At 35.4% G+C, this 21,386-nt stretch carries 21 protein-coding genes and 1 pseudogene; 17 read left to right on the top strand and 5 right to left on the bottom strand.

Going from position 1 to position 21,386, the window contains the following annotated elements; translation table 11 throughout:
• From MKI85_RS16620 to MKI85_RS16575, 10 genes and pseudogenes are all read left to right on the top strand, one after another.
• Positions 1 to 1,617: pseudogene (locus MKI85_RS16620) on the top strand (phage tail tip lysozyme); the annotation flags it as partial.
• 14 nt (positions 1,618 to 1,631) lie between these two features.
• Positions 1,632 to 4,199 carry a hypothetical protein gene (locus tag MKI85_RS16615; protein WP_241629383.1) on the top strand — a complete coding sequence of 856 codons (2,568 nt, stop codon included), beginning with the start codon at positions 1,632 to 1,634 and terminating at the stop codon, positions 4,197 to 4,199.
• Positions 4,200 to 4,237: 38 nt separating this feature from the next.
• A complete protein-coding gene (locus MKI85_RS16610) occupies positions 4,238 to 5,062 on the top strand; it encodes an LPO_1073/Vpar_1526 family protein (RefSeq protein ID WP_241629381.1) in 825 nt (274 codons plus the stop codon).
• A gap of 83 nt (positions 5,063 to 5,145) precedes the next feature.
• Positions 5,146 to 5,487 (top strand): hypothetical protein, encoded by a 342-nt coding sequence (locus MKI85_RS16605; protein WP_241629379.1) that lies wholly within the window; start codon positions 5,146 to 5,148, stop codon positions 5,485 to 5,487.
• Positions 5,468 to 7,114: a phage terminase large subunit gene (gene terL, locus MKI85_RS16600; protein ID WP_241629377.1), complete on the top strand. Its 1,647-nt coding sequence runs from the start codon at positions 5,468 to 5,470 to the stop codon at positions 7,112 to 7,114. Before MKI85_RS16605 ends, terL begins: the two co-directional genes overlap by 20 nt.
• A gap of 67 nt (positions 7,115 to 7,181) precedes the next feature.
• Complete coding sequence (locus MKI85_RS16595; protein ID WP_241629374.1) at positions 7,182 to 9,230, top strand: phage tail fiber domain-containing protein; 2,049 nt, start codon at positions 7,182 to 7,184, stop codon at positions 9,228 to 9,230.
• A gap of 24 nt (positions 9,231 to 9,254) precedes the next feature.
• Positions 9,255 to 9,560, top strand: a complete 306-nt coding sequence (locus MKI85_RS16590; RefSeq protein WP_241629372.1) for a phage holin family protein — start codon at positions 9,255 to 9,257, stop codon at positions 9,558 to 9,560.
• A gap of 2 nt (positions 9,561 to 9,562) precedes the next feature.
• On the top strand, positions 9,563 to 10,036 hold the full coding sequence (locus MKI85_RS16585; RefSeq protein ID WP_241629370.1) for a M15 family metallopeptidase: 474 nt from the start codon (positions 9,563 to 9,565) through the stop codon (positions 10,034 to 10,036).
• A 134-nt stretch (positions 10,037 to 10,170) separates the two neighbouring features.
• Complete coding sequence (locus MKI85_RS16580; RefSeq protein ID WP_241629368.1) at positions 10,171 to 10,443, top strand: endonuclease domain-containing protein; 273 nt, start codon at positions 10,171 to 10,173, stop codon at positions 10,441 to 10,443.
• Between the two features lie 208 nt (positions 10,444 to 10,651).
• Positions 10,652 to 12,505: an acyltransferase family protein gene (locus tag MKI85_RS16575; protein ID WP_241629366.1), complete on the top strand. Its 1,854-nt coding sequence runs from the start codon at positions 10,652 to 10,654 to the stop codon at positions 12,503 to 12,505.
• Positions 12,506 to 12,764: 259 nt separating this feature from the next.
• Here the strand turns inward: MKI85_RS16575 and MKI85_RS16570 are convergent, their stop codons facing one another.
• Positions 12,765 to 13,316 (bottom strand): surface-adhesin E family protein, encoded by a 552-nt coding sequence (locus tag MKI85_RS16570; RefSeq protein WP_241629364.1) that lies wholly within the window; start codon positions 13,314 to 13,316, stop codon positions 12,765 to 12,767.
• A gap of 281 nt (positions 13,317 to 13,597) precedes the next feature.
• Here MKI85_RS16570 and MKI85_RS16565 point away from each other — a divergent pair, with 281 nt between their 5' ends.
• Positions 13,598 to 14,149, top strand: a complete 552-nt coding sequence (locus MKI85_RS16565) for a recombinase family protein (protein ID WP_241629362.1) — start codon at positions 13,598 to 13,600, stop codon at positions 14,147 to 14,149.
• 41 nt (positions 14,150 to 14,190) lie between these two features.
• Complete coding sequence (locus tag MKI85_RS16560) at positions 14,191 to 14,634, top strand: hypothetical protein (protein WP_241629360.1); 444 nt, start codon at positions 14,191 to 14,193, stop codon at positions 14,632 to 14,634.
• A 95-nt stretch (positions 14,635 to 14,729) separates the two neighbouring features.
• Here MKI85_RS16560 and MKI85_RS16555 read toward each other — a convergent pair whose 3' ends face one another.
• Positions 14,730 to 15,530 (bottom strand): helix-turn-helix domain-containing protein, encoded by an 801-nt coding sequence (locus tag MKI85_RS16555; protein ID WP_241629358.1) that lies wholly within the window; start codon positions 15,528 to 15,530, stop codon positions 14,730 to 14,732.
• A gap of 192 nt (positions 15,531 to 15,722) precedes the next feature.
• Here MKI85_RS16555 and MKI85_RS16550 point away from each other — a divergent pair, with 192 nt between their 5' ends.
• Positions 15,723 to 16,994 (top strand): hypothetical protein, encoded by a 1,272-nt coding sequence (locus MKI85_RS16550; protein WP_241629355.1) that lies wholly within the window; start codon positions 15,723 to 15,725, stop codon positions 16,992 to 16,994.
• A 48-nt stretch (positions 16,995 to 17,042) separates the two neighbouring features.
• Here MKI85_RS16550 and MKI85_RS16545 read toward each other — a convergent pair whose 3' ends face one another.
• Positions 17,043 to 17,504: a hypothetical protein gene (locus MKI85_RS16545; RefSeq protein WP_241629354.1), complete on the bottom strand. Its 462-nt coding sequence runs from the start codon at positions 17,502 to 17,504 to the stop codon at positions 17,043 to 17,045.
• A gap of 1 nt (position 17,505) precedes the next feature.
• Complete coding sequence (locus MKI85_RS16540; protein ID WP_241629352.1) at positions 17,506 to 18,129, bottom strand: AAA family ATPase; 624 nt, start codon at positions 18,127 to 18,129, stop codon at positions 17,506 to 17,508.
• A 131-nt stretch (positions 18,130 to 18,260) separates the two neighbouring features.
• On the opposite strand from MKI85_RS16540, the gene MKI85_RS16535 reads away from it, so the two are divergent.
• The 4 genes from MKI85_RS16535 to MKI85_RS16520 all read left to right on the top strand — a co-directional run bounded on the left by MKI85_RS16535 (position 18,261) and on the right by MKI85_RS16520 (position 20,918).
• Entirely contained in the window at positions 18,261 to 18,908 is a 648-nt protein-coding gene (locus MKI85_RS16535) for a hypothetical protein (protein ID WP_241629350.1), read from the top strand.
• A 59-nt stretch (positions 18,909 to 18,967) separates the two neighbouring features.
• Positions 18,968 to 19,753 carry a hypothetical protein gene (locus MKI85_RS16530; protein WP_241629348.1) on the top strand — a complete coding sequence of 262 codons (786 nt, stop codon included), beginning with the start codon at positions 18,968 to 18,970 and terminating at the stop codon, positions 19,751 to 19,753.
• Positions 19,754 to 19,886: 133 nt separating this feature from the next.
• Positions 19,887 to 20,366 (top strand): hypothetical protein, encoded by a 480-nt coding sequence (locus MKI85_RS16525; RefSeq protein ID WP_241629347.1) that lies wholly within the window; start codon positions 19,887 to 19,889, stop codon positions 20,364 to 20,366.
• Positions 20,367 to 20,471: 105 nt separating this feature from the next.
• Complete coding sequence (locus MKI85_RS16520; RefSeq protein WP_241629345.1) at positions 20,472 to 20,918, top strand: hypothetical protein; 447 nt, start codon at positions 20,472 to 20,474, stop codon at positions 20,916 to 20,918.
• 155 nt (positions 20,919 to 21,073) lie between these two features.
• On the opposite strand, the gene MKI85_RS16515 is transcribed toward MKI85_RS16520, so the two are convergent.
• Complete coding sequence (locus tag MKI85_RS16515; RefSeq protein ID WP_241629343.1) at positions 21,074 to 21,370, bottom strand: hypothetical protein; 297 nt, start codon at positions 21,368 to 21,370, stop codon at positions 21,074 to 21,076.
• Between the last annotated feature and the right edge of the window lie 16 nt (positions 21,371 to 21,386).

The raw sequence follows: 21,386 nt of genomic DNA, 5'->3' as shown, positions 1-21,386 counted from the left end.
GATGCAGATAGATCAAGTATGCCAACTGTACCTGAATCAGCAGGAGACTTGCTTCAGCATCAACAGAATATCAATCAAGCCATTGAACAGGTGATGAAAGGAGAGAAGGTCAATATTTCTGAAGCGACAGGTGGACAACTTAAGTCACTTCAAGATGTTAGAGCTTATATTAAGTCTAATCATACTTCTAATAATACAACGATAAAAACAAGTATTAATACCACGACTAGAGCTGTACCTGATCTTCAATCTATAGTCAGTGCTGATTTAAAGACACGTATCAATGATAGTTATCATTTGGCTCAAGAGGTTGGTTTTACTCCTGATCAAGCAAGAGCATTGGTTGGGGAGATAGGACGAGAGAACGGATTTAATTTAAAGACCATGTTTGGCTTTCATACCGATCAAGCCAACTTTAAAAAGAATGGTGGTATCTTCAGTTGGCAAGGCAATCGAGCCATAGCTTTAGAAGCAAGAATGCAAGCTAAAGGTTTAGTGAATGCCGATGGTACGTTTAAACAAAACAATGCAGCGTTAAAAGAACAACTGTCTTTCTTACATGATGAGATACAAGCTAATCCAAAATGGAAAGCATCTTTTTTAGATAAGAAGAATATTTCCAATGAAGAAGCTAGAGCAGCATTAGGCGGTAAAGGGACAATCATTGGTTGGGCGAGAGGTCAGACTAAACTGAAAAGTGGTCAATCTTTTGATTGGCAAGCCCATGAAGCAAGAGCAAATCAATTCTCAGATATGGTCGATGGACAAGCTTTAGTTGCTCATACAGTCGATGACACAACAACTTCAGTACCAACAAAAGATTTATCGAACCTAGACAGTACAGTGCATCGTGTCGATTTAGACAGCTTTCCAAAGATAGATGAAGACTTTTTAGATCTAGCAACTATCAATACTTTTATGGAGTCGAGTAGTCGACCTAAAGCTGACCTAGAAGCTGATTTTAGTCTTTTAGAAAGTCCTGTACCTTCAACGCCACATCCTGAACGTCAAGCTCAGATGAAAGAACTTGATCAGCTATTCGAGGATCTCAGTAAACCTGATCAGTATGTCAGTGTTCCACATACCGCTAAACGTATTCAAGTGAAGGACACAGCAGGGGAGAGCAAAACCTTTCAACCTGACGAATCTATTGCTGTGGCATGGAAAGAAAATCAACGCTACCAAAAGGGTAAACCCCATCAAGAACTGACACGTAGCTATAAAGATCAGGATGGAAATACCGTTCAAGAGATGAAATATAAGGACGTGTACGTGAATAGAACGATAGATGCTACTGGTAAAACTAATTTCATTCACGTAGGGCGTTCAAATAAGTCTGATTTTGTGAACCATAAAGGCAATAAACAGCTCGAAACCGCCTTAAATCGTATTTTTGACCACAACAACTATGGCTACCTCTCTCAAATCCCAAAAGGGCATGAAATGATTGCCAAACTAGAAGCTGATCCGAACCTGGTTATTTCATCTAAAAAGACAGGTGAAGATCTAACAGCTCAACAGTGGAAAGACAAACTGATCCGTGAACAAGACAACATAACTATGCTCAGTAAAGCCATGCTGACCTTAGCGAAGTGTGCATTAAAACAAGCATCATAAGAATAAGAGAACGAATGAAAGATCAATGTAAACAAGCCGTAGAAGGTGTATTAGGACGTAAACTGACAGATAAAGAAGCTGATTTACTCGAACAACAATTTATTAAAGCAAGCCGTGAACTTCCTGCTGAAGACATCAAATTATGGAAGAGTATGTCTGACGCTGAACGTGCTGAAGCGATTGCAGATCGAGCAATAGAGAACTATACCCAACAGCATATTAAAGAAGTCACCAATTTGGTCAAAGATCTAGAACTCCGTGAGAACCTGGTACATGAACTGACTTCTCACCCTAAGCTGAATCCATTGGAATCATTAAACAGAAAGCTAGTTATGCATACCGATCAATCAGGCATTCAATCTGTAGAACACAATATTCAAGCGGTCGAAGTCAGATATATGGGAGCTTTAGCCGATGTATTTAGCAAAACTCAAAAAGGCTTAGGCTATCTACTCGATGGTCAGAAAGTAAAACTTCTAGTTAAAGAGATTTTTGGTAAGCCTTCAGGGGATACTGAAATAGCAGCTTTAGCCAAGTCAGTACAAGATACTTTAGAACAGCTTAGACTTCACTATAACCGTTATGGTGGAGATATTAAGAAGCTTGCTAATTATGGTCTTCCTCAATCCCATAGCCATTACAAGGTTATCTCTAAAGGGCAAGAGGAGTGGGTCAACTATACCTATCCGATGCTTGATCGCTCTAAGTACCGACATGAAGAAACAGGTGCTTTAATGAATGAAGCTGAAGTCAGAGAAGTCTTAAAAGCGGTCTATAACACCATAGCGAGTGAAGGACATTCGAAAGCTTCAGTACAGGCTCATCTTGTGCAATCAGAAACAGATCTACCTGTAGGCTTCAATATGCAAGAGCTTCACCAACATCATCGAGAGGTGCATTTTAAGGATGCGGACTCATGGGTGAAGTACCAAGAAGATTTTGGAGAGGTTAACTTTCATGACCTTCTCTCTAATCATGTAAGACGTATGAGTACAGAGATTGGTTTAATGCAGACCTTTGGCTCTAATCCTGAAAAGATGGTCAAGCAACTAGGACATGATCTACTCAATCAGATGATGCAAGATCCGAAGTATGTACAGCAACATCGTAAGATCAAAAAGCAAGCTAAGTTAGTTAATGCACACTATAACGAACTAGCAGGACAAGCTCTTCCAATTGACAGTAACTTAGCTCAAGTAGGCGGTATGCTTCGATCATGGACGGTAGCTAGTAAAATGGGTAGTGCTTTTATTACAGCATTTTCAGATCAGGCAACCATGAAATTAGCTGCTGAAATGAATGGTATGGCTTATTCAAAAGTCTTTGGTAAGCATCTAAAACAGTTCTTTGACCAAGAAAACAGAGACTTTGCGATTTCAATTGGTCTAGGTGTACGTGAGATGACCAATGCCCTTGTAAGGTTTGGAGATGATGATTTAGCTTCAGCTTCTACTAAACTTGCAAAAGCCAATACCAATACAAGAAAGATAGCCAATGCTGTGATTAAAGTGACAGGTTTAAACCATATTACAGCTTCAGCTAAAAGAGCCTTTGGTGTATCACTTATGCATCATATCTCACATCTCAACGCTAAAAAGAAATGGGTTGAACTTGGTGAGCAAGATAAGAAGATGCTAGAAGGTGGCGGTATTACAGAACAGGATTGGAATGCATTACAACTGGTGACTAGAAAAGAAGCGCCTACAGGTGAGAAGCTGATTACCAATAAAGACATCTTTAATATGGATGATGATGTCATTCTCAATTACTACAACTTCGACCGTTCTGAACACTCAGCTCAATCATTAGCTGATCATGCTTTTAAACTGAAAGAGCAGTTAGCCAATAAATATATCAACCATGTTTATACAGAGACGAATGCTGCGGTGCTTGAAGTCGGGGCGAGAGAACAGACCTTCATGGGACTAGGACATCAACGTGGAACAGTCTCTAATGAACTGACTCGATTTTTTTGGCAATTCAAACAGTTCCCATTAGCCATGATTACAAGACATTGGACTAGAGCTATGGCTCAAGGCAGCCCACAAGAAAAGTTTGTCTATTTAGCCAAGTTATTTGCTTATACAACTTTTATGGGAGCGATTGTTTCTCAGATCCAAAACCTAACCAATGGTAAAGATTTAGATGATCCAACAACCTTAGATTTCTATATGAAGTCCATAGTTAAAGGTGGTTCAGCTTCCTTCCTAGCAGATGCCATATCAGCTACTACAGATCCAACTGATCGTAGTATTAAAGACTTTGTGATACCAGCAGCCTTTAAAGATGTGCTTTCTATAGGAACCATGCTTTCAGGTGCAGGACAACACTACTTAGAAGAGCGTGATTCAAGTTATGGAGCTGAAGCGGTCAATGTGATTAAGAACAACACACCATTTCAGAACGTATGGTACACAAGACTTGTCTTCGACCGTTTAGTCGTAGCAGAACTTCAAGATATGTTTGATGAAGGCTACAGAGAACGTAAAGCAAGAAGACAGGAATCTAACTACGGTATTAGTTATTGGTGGAACTTGGACAATGAATCAGTGCGTATGCCTGACATTAATGTAAAAGACTGATACATTTATAAAAAATTTTCTACTATATAAGGTGTGTGATGTCAGATCCGATTACTTTAGCTGTTTTAGCAGGCGCAGCAGCAGGTGGAGCAGCAGGCAAATTTACGGAGATAGCTGTAGGATCGGGTAAATTGTGGATTGGAAAATATTTCAATAATCATCAACCCAAAGCTCAGGAAAAAGCTCAACAGAACGGATTAGACTTTTTAGTAGAATTGGGTACAAGAATAAAGGTTTTAGAAGATAGTCAGAAAGTAACTCAAGAAAAAATTTCAAAGATCCAGGAAGATCCTGATTTTTCAGCAGCCTTACAAAAAGCACTAATATCTTCAGCACAAACTGAGAACAAGGAAAAACATAAAATATTAGCTGAACTTCTAGCTCAACGGCTTACCGTTGAATCAGAAAGTTTATTAGCATTAACAACTAAAATGGCATTGGATGTAGTGTCATTTTTGACACCAAATCAATTAAACATTTTAGGTGTAGCAGGGCTATTGTATTTAGTCAGACCAAATAATATTCAAGATCAATTTCAATATGAAATATGGCTAAAAGATAATTTTAAACCTTTCTTAAATGTTGTAGTCAACAATATAGATTTAATGCACTTAGAATCTTTATCCTGCCTCAAACGTAATACTATGATGGGGAGAGCAATTGACGATATCCTTACTCTTAGAGACTTTAACATTGCTGTTAGCCCAAATTTTTATAAGAGCAAAACAGGTTTAGTATTACAGGATATTTGGTTTTCAAAAATGGAGAACATAGATCTAACATCTGTAGGTGCATTAATATCTAGCAATGTCATTAAATTAAAAACTAAAATGATTATAAACAACAGCTTATTTGATGTGTAAATTTTAAAAAAAGTACCCAACATGCTTTTCTATCCACAATAATTAATACAACTATAAATAAAACAATTAATATAATGATAATAATGAGCAAAATAGAAGAATATAAATCTGAGCTTATCCGTATTCAGGAGATAGCTATTCTAGACACTATTGATCTAGTTGAACGTGGTAACAGTGAAGATAAAGAAACCAAAATTGGGCGTGGAAATGCGGCATGGATTTATAAGTCTGCTAACCAAACTTTGGCTATCGCTGCACGTATAGAACAACTGATCGAAGCACGTAACAAGACACAAGCAATCATTACAACAGAAGATGAAGAAAAACAAAAAGAAGCTGAAGCTGAGAAGCTGTTGCTATCAGTTCGTAAAGAGCTGACTAAACGTAAAAAGGGTACTAAACAGGATGGCAAAGAAGGCAAGTAAAGCCAACTTTGTTGAGTTCTATTTAATTTGGGGTCAAGTCAATGGATGGCAGACTCCCGACTTCCATATAACAGTTTGTGAATGGCTTGAAGACTTTGGACATCTCGGTCTACTCATGCTTCCACGTGGACATGCTAAGTCCACCATATTAGATGTATATAACGCATACCGACTGTATAAGAATGCAGATGAATTAATCCTGCATCAAGGAGCGACCGATCCCGATGCTTATAAATGTAGTCGTGGAACTCAACAAGTATTAGAAAAACATCCCTTAACTTGGAACAAACAGAAAGCAAAGGGTGAAACACAGAAATGGTGGGTACAAGGCTCATCAGACGTTAAGCATGGTTCATTACATGCTAGAGGTATCTTATCCAACGTCACAGGCGCACGATCTACTTTTATTCAGAACGATGACGTAGAGACACCAACAACGACAGCGACGCCTGAATCTAGAGAAAAACTGAGATATAGATTATCTGAACAAGTCCATATCTTGGTGCCTGGTTCTCAACGTCTCTTTATCGGTACACCACATAGTTTTGACAGCTTGTACACTCAAATCCAAGAAGCAGGGGCAAACTGTTTAATCCTTCGTATGTTCCAACATGAAGCTCGATTTACTTCAGGTGAACTAGAAGTCTCAACCACCTTTAAACCTGAATACCTGTTTAGTGGTATTGGTACACAAGCCAAACTATTAAGTGAGTATGACGACTATAAAGTTGAGAAGAGAGAACATGATTATCTGATTAAACTGACAGTTAAACATGGCTTACTCGATGTCTATGCAGAAGCTCTATGGGCTGACAGGTTTACTTCTGAAGTTATGGAAGATCGTAGAAAGCAATGTAATACAGTCAATGAATGGGATTCACAGTATCAGCTTCATGCAAAACCAGTCGGTGAGATCAGACTAGATCCTGACAGACTCATACCTTATTCAGAAGAAGTGACTTGGCATCAAGCCAATGGTCATACAACTATGCTGTTAGGGGATAAAAGAATTGTCAGTGCTACGCTTAAACTTGATCCAAGTTCAGGTAAAACCAAGTCAGATGTATCAGCCGTTGCTTTAGTTCTTCAGGATGAGAACGGTAAACTTTATTGGCACAGATCAGTAGCCTTAACAGGTGAAATCGCTGTGACAGATGACAAGGGACAGATCATCGGTGGACAGTCTTATCAACTTGCAGACATTGTAGAAGAGTTCAAACTTCCTTTTATCATTGTAGAAACCAACGGAATAGGCGGTCACGTACCATCTATTCTTCGATCCGTGTTTAAGAAAAGAAATATCTACTGTGGTGTACGTGAGATCCACGAAACACAGAATAAGAATAAACGTATCTTAGGTACACTCGAAGCTCCGTTACTGAGTGGTTATCTATACGCCCACCAATCTGTTTTATCCCTGAATGGACAAGACAGTCCTCAAGTCAAAGAGATGCGTTTATTTGATCCATCCGTCACAAATAACAAGGATGACTATGTTGATAGTTTAGCTGGTGCAATAGCTAGTGAACCAATCAGGATCGGTACACATCATCACTATCCAACATACAACCATAACAATAACTGGCAAGCTGCTAATCAATATACAGATTTTAAGCTTGACTTTTAAAATACAACTATAGATAGATGTATTAAAACAACGATAAATATAATTATAAATAGGACTAAAAATTACAATGACCGTAGAGAGTCAAATACCGTACCAAAGCTATACAGCGAATGGTTCACAGACCAGTTTTGCTTTAGGTTTTTATGTTGAAGATAAGGGTAACTTCTTCGTAAAGAAGGACGATAGCGTTGTCAATGTCAACGACTATGTTTATGACAGTACCACTAACTCAATTCGCTTTAATACAGCTCCACCACAAGACTGTTTAGTTGAAATAGAACGAGTAACCAGTGTAGATCGTTCAACCACCTATGCCACGTTTAACAACAGCTTTAGACCTGAAGTTTTGAATTACGACATTGATCGTATTTGGAGAAAACTACAAGAACTCGCTTATACCGATTCTGTTTTATTCCTCAAACTTATTAAAGAAATCTCAGATCGAATTGCAGTAGATACAGCTCTTCAAGCACAAATAGACAGCCTAGATGATCAAGTCAGTTTAAACACAGCTAATGTCGAACAACTGATCAACAACCTATCACAAGAAATAGCAGATAGACTGCAAGCCGATACCATTCTAAAAGAGATGTTCCTATCCATCATTGATACAGCCATCAATGAAGGTACAGTCAATGCATTAGCTGTAATGCATGTTGATACTGTAGGTGACCTTGACCTAGTTCAAGCCTGGGAAGGTCGTACAGTTCATGTTCGTGATTTTGGAGAATATTCTTACAACTCAGAAACACAGGAATGGGAAGCTCATGCACTACCCATTAATTATTGGAAAAATAGGATTGATGGCTATCCAATAAATACGAGAATTATGCTGAATGATGGAACGATAGTGCAAAGTCTCGTCTCAAATAATACAACTGATCCTCATTCAGATATGACAGGATGGAGCAACTTTGAATTAGAAACAAAAAAAATTAATTATGGAAATTTTGCATTTGATGTACGCCAAATTGGAGTTGTAGCGGACATGGAGACAGATTGGACATCTACGATATTAGGTTTTTTAAGTAGTGTTCCTGAAAATTCCACAATCTATATCCCTAAAGGTGTGAAATGGAATGCAACACATGATTCAGGGTCTGTATACGCTGTGATGGCAAATAATTGTACCTTAATTGATGATTCTGGTTATGAAAGTAGATATACCTATTCAAATCAGGCGGAAAGATGGCAAGCATCTCAACAAATTTACTATAAAACTCAAGATTATGGCGCAGCAGGGAGACGCAACGGTAATGGATTAAACGTAAGAAGTGATTACCATCCATACTATAATATTGAGAATGATGCTTTATGGGGAACTGCAGGTTGTCGTTCTTCTCTTGTATTTAGGTTCAACAATGCAGGAGCTAACCCTGATACAGCACAATTTGGGGCAGATTTAACAGATAGTAGCAAAGCATGTGTTGCTGTATCATCTTATGGACCTTACATCAATGGGACTAAGGCTCTGAGAATTGGTTTGCAGAGTTCAATTGCTCCACATAGTTTCACATTTAACTCAGACCTGGTACAAGACGTTTCTTATATTTTTGGTAAACGTTTAAAGCGCATTGCTCAAGGTACACCAGAAGATGATCCAACATGGCAATCCGCTACTCATTCAGTTCGTTGGACACAGCCTTTAGGACATACAGGCACGTTCTCACAACTTTGGTATAAAGGTTCTACACTTGAACATCGACAAGATTTAAATACTTCAGGTGATTTGATCTGGACTCCGAAGACAACAGGTAATGGAACTATGACCTATACCAATTTGAATGAATTAGGTGGTCATAAGAAAAGAGTGTTAACAGGAACAATCGGCTCTTCTCTCAGTATCATCTATTCCAATGGATATGTTTCAAATTATGGAGCTTCAGGTGGTCAAACGGTGACTTTACCGACTCCAACTAAAGGATTACATTTCGAGATTGGTATAGATACAGCTCAGAATGTCAGACTTGTTCCAGCTTCAGGTACTAAGTTTTTAGGTAAAACCGATGCTTATTACATGGAGTCTAGTACAGTAGCAAGTAAGTTAAAAATCACAGCATTAGATACCACAACTTGGGCTTGGGAACGTACAGGCACTTGGGTAGATCAGACTTAATCAATAATTATTAGAAGAATAAAAATGAATACAGGCGATATTTATCTCGCTTCGTTTCTCTTCTGCATTGGCTTTGTGATTCTCTTGGCAAAGTCTATAGCAACTTCAGATCAAGACAAATGGACGATCATACTGGCTAAAGCTGTACTCAATGGCTTTACCAGTTTGTTTGCTGGAGCCATTCTAATATGGGCTTCAGTACCCACTATTGCAGTTGTAGGTTTAGCTGCAATTCTAGGGACGTTAGGTTCAGAAGTTGTGATCAAATGGATTAAACGAAGCATCAACAACAACATCGACAATATAAAACTTCATAAAGAAAAAGAATAAAAATGTCATTCAAGCTCGGTAAAAAGAGCTTGTCTAATTTAGAGGGTGTTCATCCCGATCTAGTTAAAGTGGTTCATAGAGCCATAGAAATAACGACAGTCGATTTCACAGTGATCGAAGGATTACGTACACCTGAACGACAAGCTCAACTCTTAAAAGAAAAGAAAACAACTACCAAGAACAGTAGACATCTAACAGGACATGCCGTTGATTTGGCTGCTTGGGTCGATGGTACTGTCTCTTGGGATTGGAAACACTACTACAAAATTGCTGAAGCAGTTAAACAGGCTGCTCAAGAATTCGAAGTCTCAATTGAATGGGGTGGTGTGTGGGATCGAGAAATATCTCAATACGAATCAGCAGAAGAAGCAAGCAAAGACTATGTAAAGCGTAGAAAAGCAAAAGGTCAAAGTGTATTCTTGGATGCACCACATTTTCAATTAGCATGGGGTAAATATGGAAAAACAGACTTGTAATTTGTGCCTAAATTGAAAAAGAAATCAACCATTTTGAATGGCAAAAAAATAGACCAAATCCTAGAAAAACTTGTAAAAAGTGTAGAGAAGCTAATCGAAATAAAGAGAAGCAAAAAGCACAACACAGACTTTACATGAAAGAAAGACGCTTAAAAGAACCTGAAGTTTTACGTCAAAATTGGGAACGTAGTGTTTATGGAGTAGCTAAAGAGGACTTCAACTACTCTCATTGTGCAATATGTGGCTCTACAAAAAGGTTAAGTATAGATCACTGTCACACTACAGGGGATGTACGTGGATTACTTTGTAATAAATGTAACTTTGGAATAAGCTATTTCAGTGATGATGTTTCTCTATTGCAAAAGGCAATTGAGTATCTTTCAAGTCCCCCTAAACTAGACGTTTAAAGACGCTCCACATTGGCAATTGCTCTGGTCTAAATACCTTAAATAGTTAGAGGCAGACTATTCGATTAAAATATAAATTTACTTTTACACTCACTTCATGAGTTTTTAACTCTTTGACAATAAAATTTTTTTTAAGTTCTGCTACAAAAAATTAAATTTAAATTCTTTATGGCCTATGATATGGGCAAATTCTTATTGAGTAACAATTTTGAACTTTAGAAAAGATATTAATGGACTAAGGGCCATAGCTGTCATCGCTGTAGTGATATTTCATTTTTATCCATCATTATTAACAGGTGGGTTCGCAGGGGTTGATGTTTTCTTTGTCATATCAGGCTTCCTTATGACTGGAATAATATTCAAAGGACTAGAAGTTAACAATTTTTCAATCATTAAATTTTATATTGCTAGAGCCAATAGAATTATTCCACCATTATTTGCTTTATGTATAGCTTTACTAATTTTGGGATGGTTCTTTCTTGCTCCGTGGGATTATAAAACTGTAGGCCGAGATGTGGCCATGAGCATGCTGTTCATCAGTAACATTATGTTCAGTATGCGAAGTGGATACTTCGATACAGGTGATAACTTCTTATTACATACTTGGTCACTATCCGCTGAATGGCAATTTTACATCATATATCCTATTATATTATTGATATTTAGGAAGTTTTTAGACAACAAGGCTCTAAAGAAATTAATTTTATCATTTTTTGTAATTTCATTCCTAATTAGCATATATGCAACACAAATTTGGCCTGCTCAATCTTACTTTTTATTGCCGACAAGAGCTTGGGAGATGCTTTTAGGTGGTTTAGCATACTTATATCCTATAAAACTCGATGAAAGAAATATGCTAAAAAATGGAAGGAACTTAGAAATTCTAGGTCTTTCCTTAATTACTATTTCTTACTTATTCGTATCTGAACATAATCCTTGGCCTGGTTATTTAGCCTTCATACCTACAATTGGTGCATGGCTCATAATTCAAGCTCAGAGACAAAATAGCATAATAACAGGTAATCTTTTTTTCCAAAAAATAGGTCTATGGTCCTATTCAATTTATCTTTGGCATTGGCCTATAGCAGTTTCATTTAGCTATTATGGAATAAATGAGAACTATAAAATTTTTGGAATTTTTCTATCAATTGTCTTAGGATACTTGAGCTATATTTTTATAGAAAAACGAAAATTTAAATCAGTTTCTATTATAAAACCAATTTTGATTTACTCAATAATCACACTAATACCCGTATCTATAGGTGCTTATTTATTCAAAACCCAAGGGATGGTACAAAGACAAAACTTAACTGCTAACGGATTGATACATGGTGGTACAGGTAATAATTATTTAGTTCATGAAGGTGTTAATCTTTTAAATACCGACAAGGATTATGACTATTTATTACTTGGTGATAGTCACTCCAATCACTACACAAGAGGTATATACCACTACAAAACAAAAGTTAAAAACTCCTGGTATGCAACATGTTTATCCTTTCCTGATAGTATCAATGTAAGGACTGGTAACTATAAAGACTGGAAGGATAATTGTAAGAATAACTACAAATTAGGCCTAACGGAAAATAAGAAAATTATTATTGCACAATCATGGGAGAGACCTGAAAAGAATTCCTTAGAATGTACTACTAACAACTGTACTCTTACAGGAAACTATCACCAAGATTTGCAAAATCAATTAGATAAACTTCTTTCACTATATGGTAAGAACAAAGAAGTATATGTAATTGGTGCAGTACCAAAACCTAAAGATAATAATATTTCAATATGTTTGAGAACAGAACTTCTTACAGGAATTGATAATAATTGTGCGATTTCGTCACAGCCGATTGATGGGTTAAACACTGTTAATAAAATCTTGTCTGAAACAGTAGCGAAGCATAAAAATGCAAAATTTATTGATGTAAGAAATGCTATCTGCAAAGATAATATCTGCCGTTACTCAATAGATGGAAAATCAATATTCATGCCTGATGGTAGCCATCTTTCTGGGTATGGATCTGAGTTATTCTGGAAATATATCATTGATAATATAGAATAATTTAATTTAAAAGCCCTAATATGAAGTTAGGGCTTTTATTTTACTGCTGCATTACGAAAGAAAGGCTTTCTAGGCAACTTTGCTAGATAACTACTAGCTTCATTCCAATCAATAAAGCGTACTGCTAGATCCTGGTCTTTTACCCAACTATAACGTGTAGTTGCTTGCCCTGTTATTTCAGATACAGAGTGATAGTCAGATTCGTATTCAATGGACTCTACGTGTAGGTAAAGCCCATCTTTCATGATGTAGTAGATAATCAACTGTTCATCAAATCAGAAGTTTCACAAACATCTTTATGTAGTTGCTCTCCAACTGTATCAGGAATTATTGGATCAACTTTGGGGTAGTTCACTACAGAACTATTAATAACTGTGCCAGTCTTAGCTTTATATGAAATGGATCTTAAATCTTTAATAGTGTTATTAGTACAATCAAATTCTTTTAAAAGCATAGTGTAGTCACCTATACCAAGACCATCTTGCACAGTATCTTTAGTGATAATGCTTTTAACCCATGCCTGAATTCGAGTTGAACTCTCATTAGATTTATTAGAAAAATAATTTAAATTGAGTTCAAACTTTTGATCGACAGAATTTGCAGAATTCAACCAACCCATTTTTTTTACGGCTTCTACAACTGCTTCGTTTGATGATTCATAAGATTCTGTTGCTGTTGCATCTTTAGCCGCCTGATCAGCAGCATATTCAGCCATTTGAGCAGCTTCTTCGGCTGCACTCAACGGAGTTTCTTCAGTTGCATAAACTGTTGAGCAACATAGTGACACTGCAATTATAAGTTTTCTTTTCATGATATACCCTCTAAGTCACTGAATTATAACAGTCGTAAACCTCAAATCACATGCAGAAAGTAGCCGATTCGCCTTTTTTACGACATCACATGACGCAGTACGTTCGATACGAAGAATAACTAGCCCAACATAAAAGATAACGCCATATTTTGTATTTATAAGGTATAGCCTAACGGTACAATTCCAAATCCCATGAAAGCATATACAAAACCGTATCTATAGACTTAACTTTTAATTCCGATACAATATGTATCTATAATTCTAATATCTAACGGTACACAATGCCTAATCAAGTCGGCTATATTCGAGTCAGTTCAATTGAACAAAATACTGAACGTCAATTAGATGGAATCCACCTAGATAAAACTTTCACAGAGAAGGCAAGCGGTGGTAGTCGAGAACGTCCTCAACTCATTACTATGTTGGAATATCTACGTGATGGTGATACGGTGCATGTCCACAGTATTGACCGCTTGGCACGTAATACGAACGATCTTAACGACATTGTGAACAGTTTAAATGATCGTGGCATAACCATCATTTTTCATAAAGAAAACCTAACCTTCAGTCATGATGTTGCACAATCGGCAATGAATAAGCTCATGTTTCAAATGCTGGCTGCATTCGCTGAATTTGAACGATCTATGATTCGAGAACGTCAAAAGGAGGGAATTGCCAAAGCCAAAGCCAAGGGCTTATATAAGGGAAGAAAGCGTAAAGTAGATTATTTAGAAATACAAAAAGCCATGCAGGAAGATGGCTCAACTTTTAGAAGTGTGGCAAAACAATTCAGAGTTGGAATTGCTACAGTCCAAAGAGCATTAAAGTATTAAAATATATATGCCCATTTTCAACTGAAAAGAATGGAGGGCATATGAAAATAATATATCAAGCAATTCTCGCAGCATTAATTGCACTCTCAAGTGTGCATGCTCTAGCAGACTTATACAAAAAAACGCTACTTTACGTTGGAACAGGTCATTCTAATAATGGAGTCGTCACTACGAGTCAGAATCATCTTAATGATACAACTAAGATAATTGGTTATACGATTGATGATGCAAGTGCAGAACCTGACAGTAATTTTATTGAGGTTTTTACTGGAAATACCGCAGGTATTAATGCTGGTGTAGTTTCACCTGATACAAATCATGCTGGTGGCTCCACTGAAAGTATTGGCTATTTGTCCAAAAAACCAATCAGAGGTGGTAAAAAACTCTATGTAGGTGAAGGTACTTGTAATAATGGTGTTGTTACAATAAGTACAAAGCATTTAGGTTGTGCGACACATTTCATTGGCTATACATTACCTAAATAATAACTAACAACTCATTCAGCCAACTTCTGCCTATAAAGTTGGCTGATCCATAAGTAAATTGTATCTTCAAATATAAAAGTTATTGACCTAAGCTACTATTCTTTACATTGGTTTTCTAATCGTTCGATAAACCTTTGATTATTTATTTCTTGCTCATATTCATCTTGATCTTGAATTGTACGTTGCTCTTCAAATGATAGTTTTTCAAACTCTTGATATTTTAGTTCATCTTCTGCTTCTTTTTTTATTCTATTTTCTTCTTCTTCAATTAATCGTTTCTTACCAATCAGAATAGTTTCATGGAATTTCATTTCTAATTTTTCAAGAACAGATTTTAATACTTTCTTGTCATATAAATTAATTGGAGTACAACGATCATAATCAGAAATAGCAGAATCAGAATATTTTTCATTTTCTGTATTAAAATTGGAATTTCGTACAGGTATATAAAAATTACCATTAGTTTGAACTAAACCTTGTACATACCAATATAATTCGGAGAACTCCATTGGATTAATACCAAAGCTTTGCATTGTTATATGTAATATATCAACATCGACAGTAGCAAATCTATTTTCAATTTTCGCTAGACTTGATTTAGACATGCAAATTCTTTCTGCCATTTCATCCTGATTTAAACCTGATAATTTTCTAAGTTTAAATAAAAGGTAAGCATAGCAATATGATGGTGTAGAAACGATATAGGGCTGATCTTTTATTTCTTGCAGTTTTATTTTTTTCTCAATTTTTCTACGTTCATCTGAATTATTGTAAGCAAGATCATATTGTTCAACAAACAACTTCATCATTTCAACAGAAGGTTTCCTTCCGCAATTCATGACTACTCTTCCGCTGTCGTCAAGAACATTACCATTACTTTCATCAAATTTAGGCATAACCATCTCGCATTTTGATAACTATATGTAGCTATTTTAGCATGAAGCAGATAAATAAATCCGAAATAATATGAAAAAGATTCCGATTTCGGATTGTTTTTATCTATATATGATGTATATTGCATTTCAACAGCCCATTTGCTGAAGTCTCTAGCTAGGACGCAAACTCTACAACTCTATAAATGGAAAAATATGACAGACTTAACAAACCCAACAACTGAACAAATCACTAACGCGACACCAATCACTATAGCTCCACAGGCAGTAGATAGCTTTGCAGATGTCCGCGAAGAACTGACTGCGATTTTTACTGAAATTTGGTTCACTTCAGTAAAATGCATCTATATTTCAGAAGCCTATAGAACTGCATTTATCTTGTGGTTATTTCTTACCTATATGAAGGATGACTTACGCTATGCACCATTGCTTGTGATTGATGCACCTAATCGTGGTTGTGGTAAAAGTACACTTCAGCAATTTTTATCTGTGATGTGTGGACAGTTTCCCGAAGATCGTTATACCGATTTCACTAAGGCAGGGCTGAAACAACTTAATAATGATTTGGTTGTTTTTCTCGATGAAATTGATAGCGTCACAAAAACTGACATGCGTAATGTGACCAACTATTTAAATACAAGCTTTGAAGCAAGTGGGGCGCAAGCAATTAAAGCAGGTTCTATTACGTCTGCTTATGGCTTTCGTTGCATTGCTGGGATTAATGCCCTTGATAAATTAGCTCCAGCTACTCAAAGTCGTTGTATTCGCATCCCATTACAACGTACACCATCCAATTTGAAGCTTGAAAAACGCTTCGAAGAACTACCATTAGAGCATTTATATGGTGAAGCTGAAGCATTGAAAAGTACTATTGAAAAGTACAGTACTAAATTGCGGTACTATTTTGCCTACGTGGACTACCCTCAAAAGGCAGTACTTACCAATCGTGAAGGTGATGCATGGCGTAATATGTTTGATCTTGCTTCATTACTTGGTGAAGAATATGTAAAAAATTTAATGATTTGTACCAAAGATCATGGTTTTTACGATAATACTTTTGATTTCCCAGGAATGCAGTACTACTTGAATGTTCGACAGTACAAAGATCCAAGTGAACCAGAATTTTATGATGGGACAGATGCCGATACTACTGCTTACAGTACAAAAGACCTCTTGGCAGGGATCAAAGCAGTACTAAATATTTATTCTGAAAAATCAAAAATTGGGGTTCAAACGAAGGAGTTATTCCGTTTACTTTCGATCTTGAATATCAAGGATGCGCCTATTACACAACGTTCATTGGGTCGTCACCTGACTAATTTAGGTATTCAAAATGACAAAAACGTGGACAAAAGTAGTGGCTACCGTTTTGATCAAACATACGAAACACTCAGTACAAAATATCCAAAAGCGATTGATGATGAGCTTTGTACTGAATACATGGAACTACTACTGCCACATTTATAATTGTGCTGCCCTGGAGACTGATCACCTTCAGGGCGTTGTCTTTTAGTTCTATTTTGGAGCTTTCTTTATAACCTGCTGGTTATATTTTTTACTCAAAATTGCATCGTATGCTTCTTTACCTAACTTGCTTTTCGCGTGTTGCTTCAGCACTTCACGTAAATAATCAGCAAATGAGTCTGTTTCCCCTGCTTTTAATGCATTCTCATATACCGCTTCAATCGCAAGGAACTCTTCTACAAATAAAGGGAAGTTGATTGCCGTACCGTGTTTATTACGCTTACGCTTCTCTACAGTCGGATCAATATTATCTTCTACCCAAATCTTATTCGCCCCATTTTTAGCATGAGAACGCTCTATCACTTTGCCTTGAGTCTCTGATTCTTCTTGCTCCTCAGCATGTTTTTCTGCTTCGGTTTTAAGCAATGCTGCACGTTGCTCAGGGGTTAATTGATCCTTTGGTGCAACGGCTTCAGACGCCTTATCTTCACGTTTGCGAATTACATTAGCCATATCAAATTCCCTCTAGCAACCACATATAAAAATCATCTTTTGCTTTATTTGAAGCCATTTCTAATACAGATTGGCTTGCTGCTGCTGCTTCCTTGAATTGCACACGTTCATGCAATTTAGCGGACATAGCGGTGTAAGATGGGTATTCAGACTTTAAATAATCAATGGTTATTTCAGCATCTTTCGACTTAGCATTCGTACTTGCTCGGCTAATAAAGAAAAACTTCTTCAAGTTTGGATTTGCTTTAGCCTGGATCTCGTCCACGAATGTAGTTACTTGCGGAAGTACATCTAGGTCAAACTGACTGGTTTGGGTTGGAATATACAAACGATCAGCTACGAATAATGTAGATCTGAACTCTTTTGAGTCTTTACCAGCGACATCGACCACCACATTGTCATATTGTGCTGCTAATTTCGTGAGTTCAGCATCAAGTTCGCCTTGCAAATAAACACAATCAAAGTCTTTATTTTCACGGTACTTGTGCCATGTTAAAGCTGTTTTTTGGTCATCAGCATCAACGAGAACCACTGAGCCTTTAGTTGATAAGTAGTAAGCAAGATTTGTTGCAGTGGTGCTTTTCCCTACGCCACCTTTTCGATTTGCTATTACATAAATTGCCATTTATATAACTCTATTTATAGTCTGAAATATACAACTATAATAAGGTTTAACTATACAAGGATAAAGAATAATTTATGTTTAATTTGTAACAGGTTAGCTATATGATGTGGCTAAATTTTTAGGGCAATGTAATGAATAAATACTTAAAAGATCATTACCTGATATTTAGTCTTGGTTTCTTTTTCCTACTATTTTTATCAGGAACACTAATTTTCAATTCTTTTTGGTCAGGCGTACCATTCCCATCATTTGCTACGACTCATAATGTACGTAAAGACTATATATCTACATACATTGCATTGCTTAGTTTTTTAGGTACTTTATATGGAGCAGCATTAGTAATATATGCTTATGGCGGCTGGAAAGAACAATCTAATCATGAAACAAAAAAAGTTTTTTCAATCGAGTTACTAAAAATATTCTTACAGATACGTATAGATATTTTATATGTAAAAAAATATCGAAATTTTGAGCATGTTAATGGAACTTGGCATGATTCATACCTCAACAAAGAGTATGAAAAATATATATCTTGTATAAGAGAGAATATATTAGATGTAAGAAAAAACTGTGAATTGATTGGTGACAGAGATCTAACTGAAATATGTATAGACTTCTTAAGTGAGGCTCATTCGACTAATGCTAATATTTATAGTTTAAAATCAAATGATATTTTAACAAAAGAAATAGTAGATTACTATTACAACCATCTTGTTAGCCAGCTTGAAAAAATTGACTTGATAAATTCAAAATTAATCGAGAAACACATATATATTTAAATTTACTTTAATTAAATATAAAGTCTATTTAATTCATTTATATATTTCTAAGGAATATTATGAACATAATTGATGACAAAAAACTAAGTCTCTTTTTTAAGTTAATTATTAGCTATGCCTTACTACTCAATTTGGCTTTTTTGTTCTATGTATTCAATACTGATCCTGCTTCAGATCAAACTGCTAAGGGGGCTGTCCTCACAAATTTATTAGTTTGGACTGCTACCCTTTTTACACCAGTAGCAGCATTCTTTTTTTATGATAGTTGGAAAGAGCAGAAGAACTATGAATTTAAAAAAGAGATTTTGATTAAACTAAATGACCTAGCAGCAAGTGAATATATTAAAATTTTAAAGAAATCTAGAAGTGCGGATAGATTAAAAAAAATTAAAGATGAAATTATAATACTTAGCGACTTCAATAAAGTTTTAGAATCAATGAATAATGATATATTCAATGAAATGTATGCTTTAGCTAAAATCCATCAAAAACTAACAGGGAAATCAGTGATAATTGATTTAAAGGAAAAATTTGATTTAAATAGTTTTGAAATAGTCAACATATTATCTAAACTAGAAATTCAGTATAATTTATATTATAAGAAACTAAATCTAGAATCCTCCATTAACAACCAATACAGATCATACAAAAAAGGTGAAAAAGATGTAGTCACGATAGAGATAAATGAAATAAATTATTTAATAAGTAAAAAATTTGAGTTTTATAGAACAGATTTAAATGGAATTGATCATTATTATGAAATTACTTACGATGAAGCTGTAAATAGATTTACTGATTCTTATAATTTACTTCTAGATAAAATAGTATCTGAAATTAAACTTTAACTTTATTCAATAAAAAACCCTACATCAATTAAGGAGTAGGGTTGGTTAGTCATTTTTTAAAAGATCTTCATTGAAAATACATTTCAAGATATATATAATTCCTGCGAAATTCTTTATAAAACCAATTACGAACATGAAAAAACTTATTTCTATACTGCTATTATCTTTAGCTTCAACCGTATCATTTGCAGATTGTAGAGTTGTTATGTTTGCAAATGATAATGAGCTAACTAATATGTTTGAAGAAAGAAATACCAACCTAGATGATGAAGAATATAATCATTTATGTACTCAACTTAAAAAAAATAGAGCTGGCATTTATTTTGATTATGTAACTCAAGTATCACCACATCAAACAACAACCTATGTTAGTTTAAGACTATTTGATATTACTGATGATAATGAAAGTGGAAAAGGTCGTAGTTTGATAACATTTGATAAGACTTCATTGATTGCATATAGTGATGACAAAGACAGAGATGATGATCAAGCTTTATATGAATTATCTATGGAAGCCATGTCATCTTTAGCACAAGACCAAGAAATGCTTGATATAATGTTTAGCCAGCTAAATAAGCTGAGACCTGTCAAAAAAGATAAAAACTACTGGTAATAGTTATATAACTCGAATTAGATGTTTTTCAGCTTAAGGCATATTTGTAATATATCTTATGGTATATGTAATTCCTACGAAACTCTTTATAAGACCAATACGAACATGAAAAAACTTATTTCCACAATGCTATTAGCTTTAGCTTCAACTGCATCATTTGCTAACTGCGAAATTGATTTTTTTACAGATAGCGACTTAAATACTATGATTACAGATAAAGCATTCATTATAGATGAAGAATATTATAATAGTTTATGCACTCAACTTCAAAAAAACAAAGCTGGTATTTATTTTGATTATACAAATTATGTTTCACCACAACATACAACAACATACGTTAGTTTGAGATTATACGATATTAATAAATCTCGTGGTTTGATTACTTTAGATAAATATTCAACCATGTCTTATAATGATAAAAAAGACAGAGATGATAATAATGACTTATATGAAACATCTATGATTACTTTGTCACTTTTAGCAACTAATCAAGAAATATTAGATAAAATGTTTAGCCAGCTTAATCAGATGAGATCTGATAAAATTAAATAATATTTACTGATAATAGATACCCTTCACACCGATCAGTTTTAGCACTACAAGCTTTAATAACGTAGTGCTATGCTTTGCATCAAGTCGGACTTCAACGAGCTGTAATGTCATTAGAAACGCAATGAGAGCGTATAGAGATAGTAGTAAAGGTATCATTAGTAATTCCCAAAATGGTCATTTATATCTTGCATGTTTTCTGAATATGAGCCGTATAAGTCATCAATATCTGCTTCAAAGTCATCATCAATAAACTTTAGGAAGTTAAAAGCCATTTCAGCATCAGCATTGATCAAGCTGATTAGCCCTTTCTTATAGTCCTGTTTAATCTCTTGTAAGTGGTATAGCAATTCATTGTCATCTTCAGCTTCTTCAACTGAACGACCATTATATAAACCTGTTTGTAATATCTTTGCTTTGACCAATTTGTTATATGCAGTTTTAGTTAATTTCATTCCTGTTCCAAGTTAA

Origin of the sequence: Acinetobacter zhairuonensis (genome assembly GCF_022601715.1) — a bacterium.
GTDB lineage: Bacteria > Pseudomonadota > Gammaproteobacteria > Pseudomonadales > Moraxellaceae > Acinetobacter.
Note: the sequence above shows the minus strand (reverse complement) of the source record. Positions and strands in the feature narration are given on the sequence as shown.

Bases quoted from the DNA above. Each gene is read 5' to 3' on its own strand.
- MKI85_RS16615 (WP_241629383.1), top strand. From the start codon at position 1,632: ATGAAAGATCAATGTAAACAAGCCGTAGAAGGTGTATTAGGACGTAAA.
- MKI85_RS16520 (WP_241629345.1), top strand. From the start codon at position 20,472: ATGAAAAAACTTATTTCCACAATGCTATTAGCTTTAGCTTCAACTGCA.
- MKI85_RS16610 (WP_241629381.1), top strand. From the start codon at position 4,238: ATGTCAGATCCGATTACTTTAGCTGTTTTAGCAGGCGCAGCAGCAGGT.
- MKI85_RS16525 (WP_241629347.1), top strand. From the start codon at position 19,887: ATGAAAAAACTTATTTCTATACTGCTATTATCTTTAGCTTCAACCGTA.
- MKI85_RS16530 (WP_241629348.1), top strand. From the start codon at position 18,968: ATGAACATAATTGATGACAAAAAACTAAGTCTCTTTTTTAAGTTAATT.
- terL (WP_241629377.1), top strand. From the start codon at position 5,468: ATGGCAAAGAAGGCAAGTAAAGCCAACTTTGTTGAGTTCTATTTAATT.
- MKI85_RS16585 (WP_241629370.1), top strand. From the start codon at position 9,563: ATGTCATTCAAGCTCGGTAAAAAGAGCTTGTCTAATTTAGAGGGTGTT.
- MKI85_RS16555 (WP_241629358.1), bottom strand. From the start codon at position 15,530: ATGCCTAAATTTGATGAAAGTAATGGTAATGTTCTTGACGACAGCGGA.
- MKI85_RS16540 (WP_241629352.1), bottom strand. From the start codon at position 18,129: ATGGCAATTTATGTAATAGCAAATCGAAAAGGTGGCGTAGGGAAAAGC.
- MKI85_RS16580 (WP_241629368.1), top strand. From the start codon at position 10,171: ATGAAAGAAAGACGCTTAAAAGAACCTGAAGTTTTACGTCAAAATTGG.
- MKI85_RS16545 (WP_241629354.1), bottom strand. From the start codon at position 17,504: ATGGCTAATGTAATTCGCAAACGTGAAGATAAGGCGTCTGAAGCCGTT.
- MKI85_RS16565 (WP_241629362.1), top strand. From the start codon at position 13,598: ATGCCTAATCAAGTCGGCTATATTCGAGTCAGTTCAATTGAACAAAAT.
- MKI85_RS16595 (WP_241629374.1), top strand. From the start codon at position 7,182: ATGACCGTAGAGAGTCAAATACCGTACCAAAGCTATACAGCGAATGGT.
- MKI85_RS16605 (WP_241629379.1), top strand. From the start codon at position 5,146: ATGAGCAAAATAGAAGAATATAAATCTGAGCTTATCCGTATTCAGGAG.
- MKI85_RS16550 (WP_241629355.1), top strand. From the start codon at position 15,723: ATGACAGACTTAACAAACCCAACAACTGAACAAATCACTAACGCGACA.
- MKI85_RS16535 (WP_241629350.1), top strand. From the start codon at position 18,261: ATGAATAAATACTTAAAAGATCATTACCTGATATTTAGTCTTGGTTTC.
- MKI85_RS16515 (WP_241629343.1), bottom strand. From the start codon at position 21,370: ATGAAATTAACTAAAACTGCATATAACAAATTGGTCAAAGCAAAGATA.
- MKI85_RS16590 (WP_241629372.1), top strand. From the start codon at position 9,255: ATGAATACAGGCGATATTTATCTCGCTTCGTTTCTCTTCTGCATTGGC.
- MKI85_RS16570 (WP_241629364.1), bottom strand. From the start codon at position 13,316: ATGAAAAGAAAACTTATAATTGCAGTGTCACTATGTTGCTCAACAGTT.
- MKI85_RS16560 (WP_241629360.1), top strand. From the start codon at position 14,191: ATGAAAATAATATATCAAGCAATTCTCGCAGCATTAATTGCACTCTCA.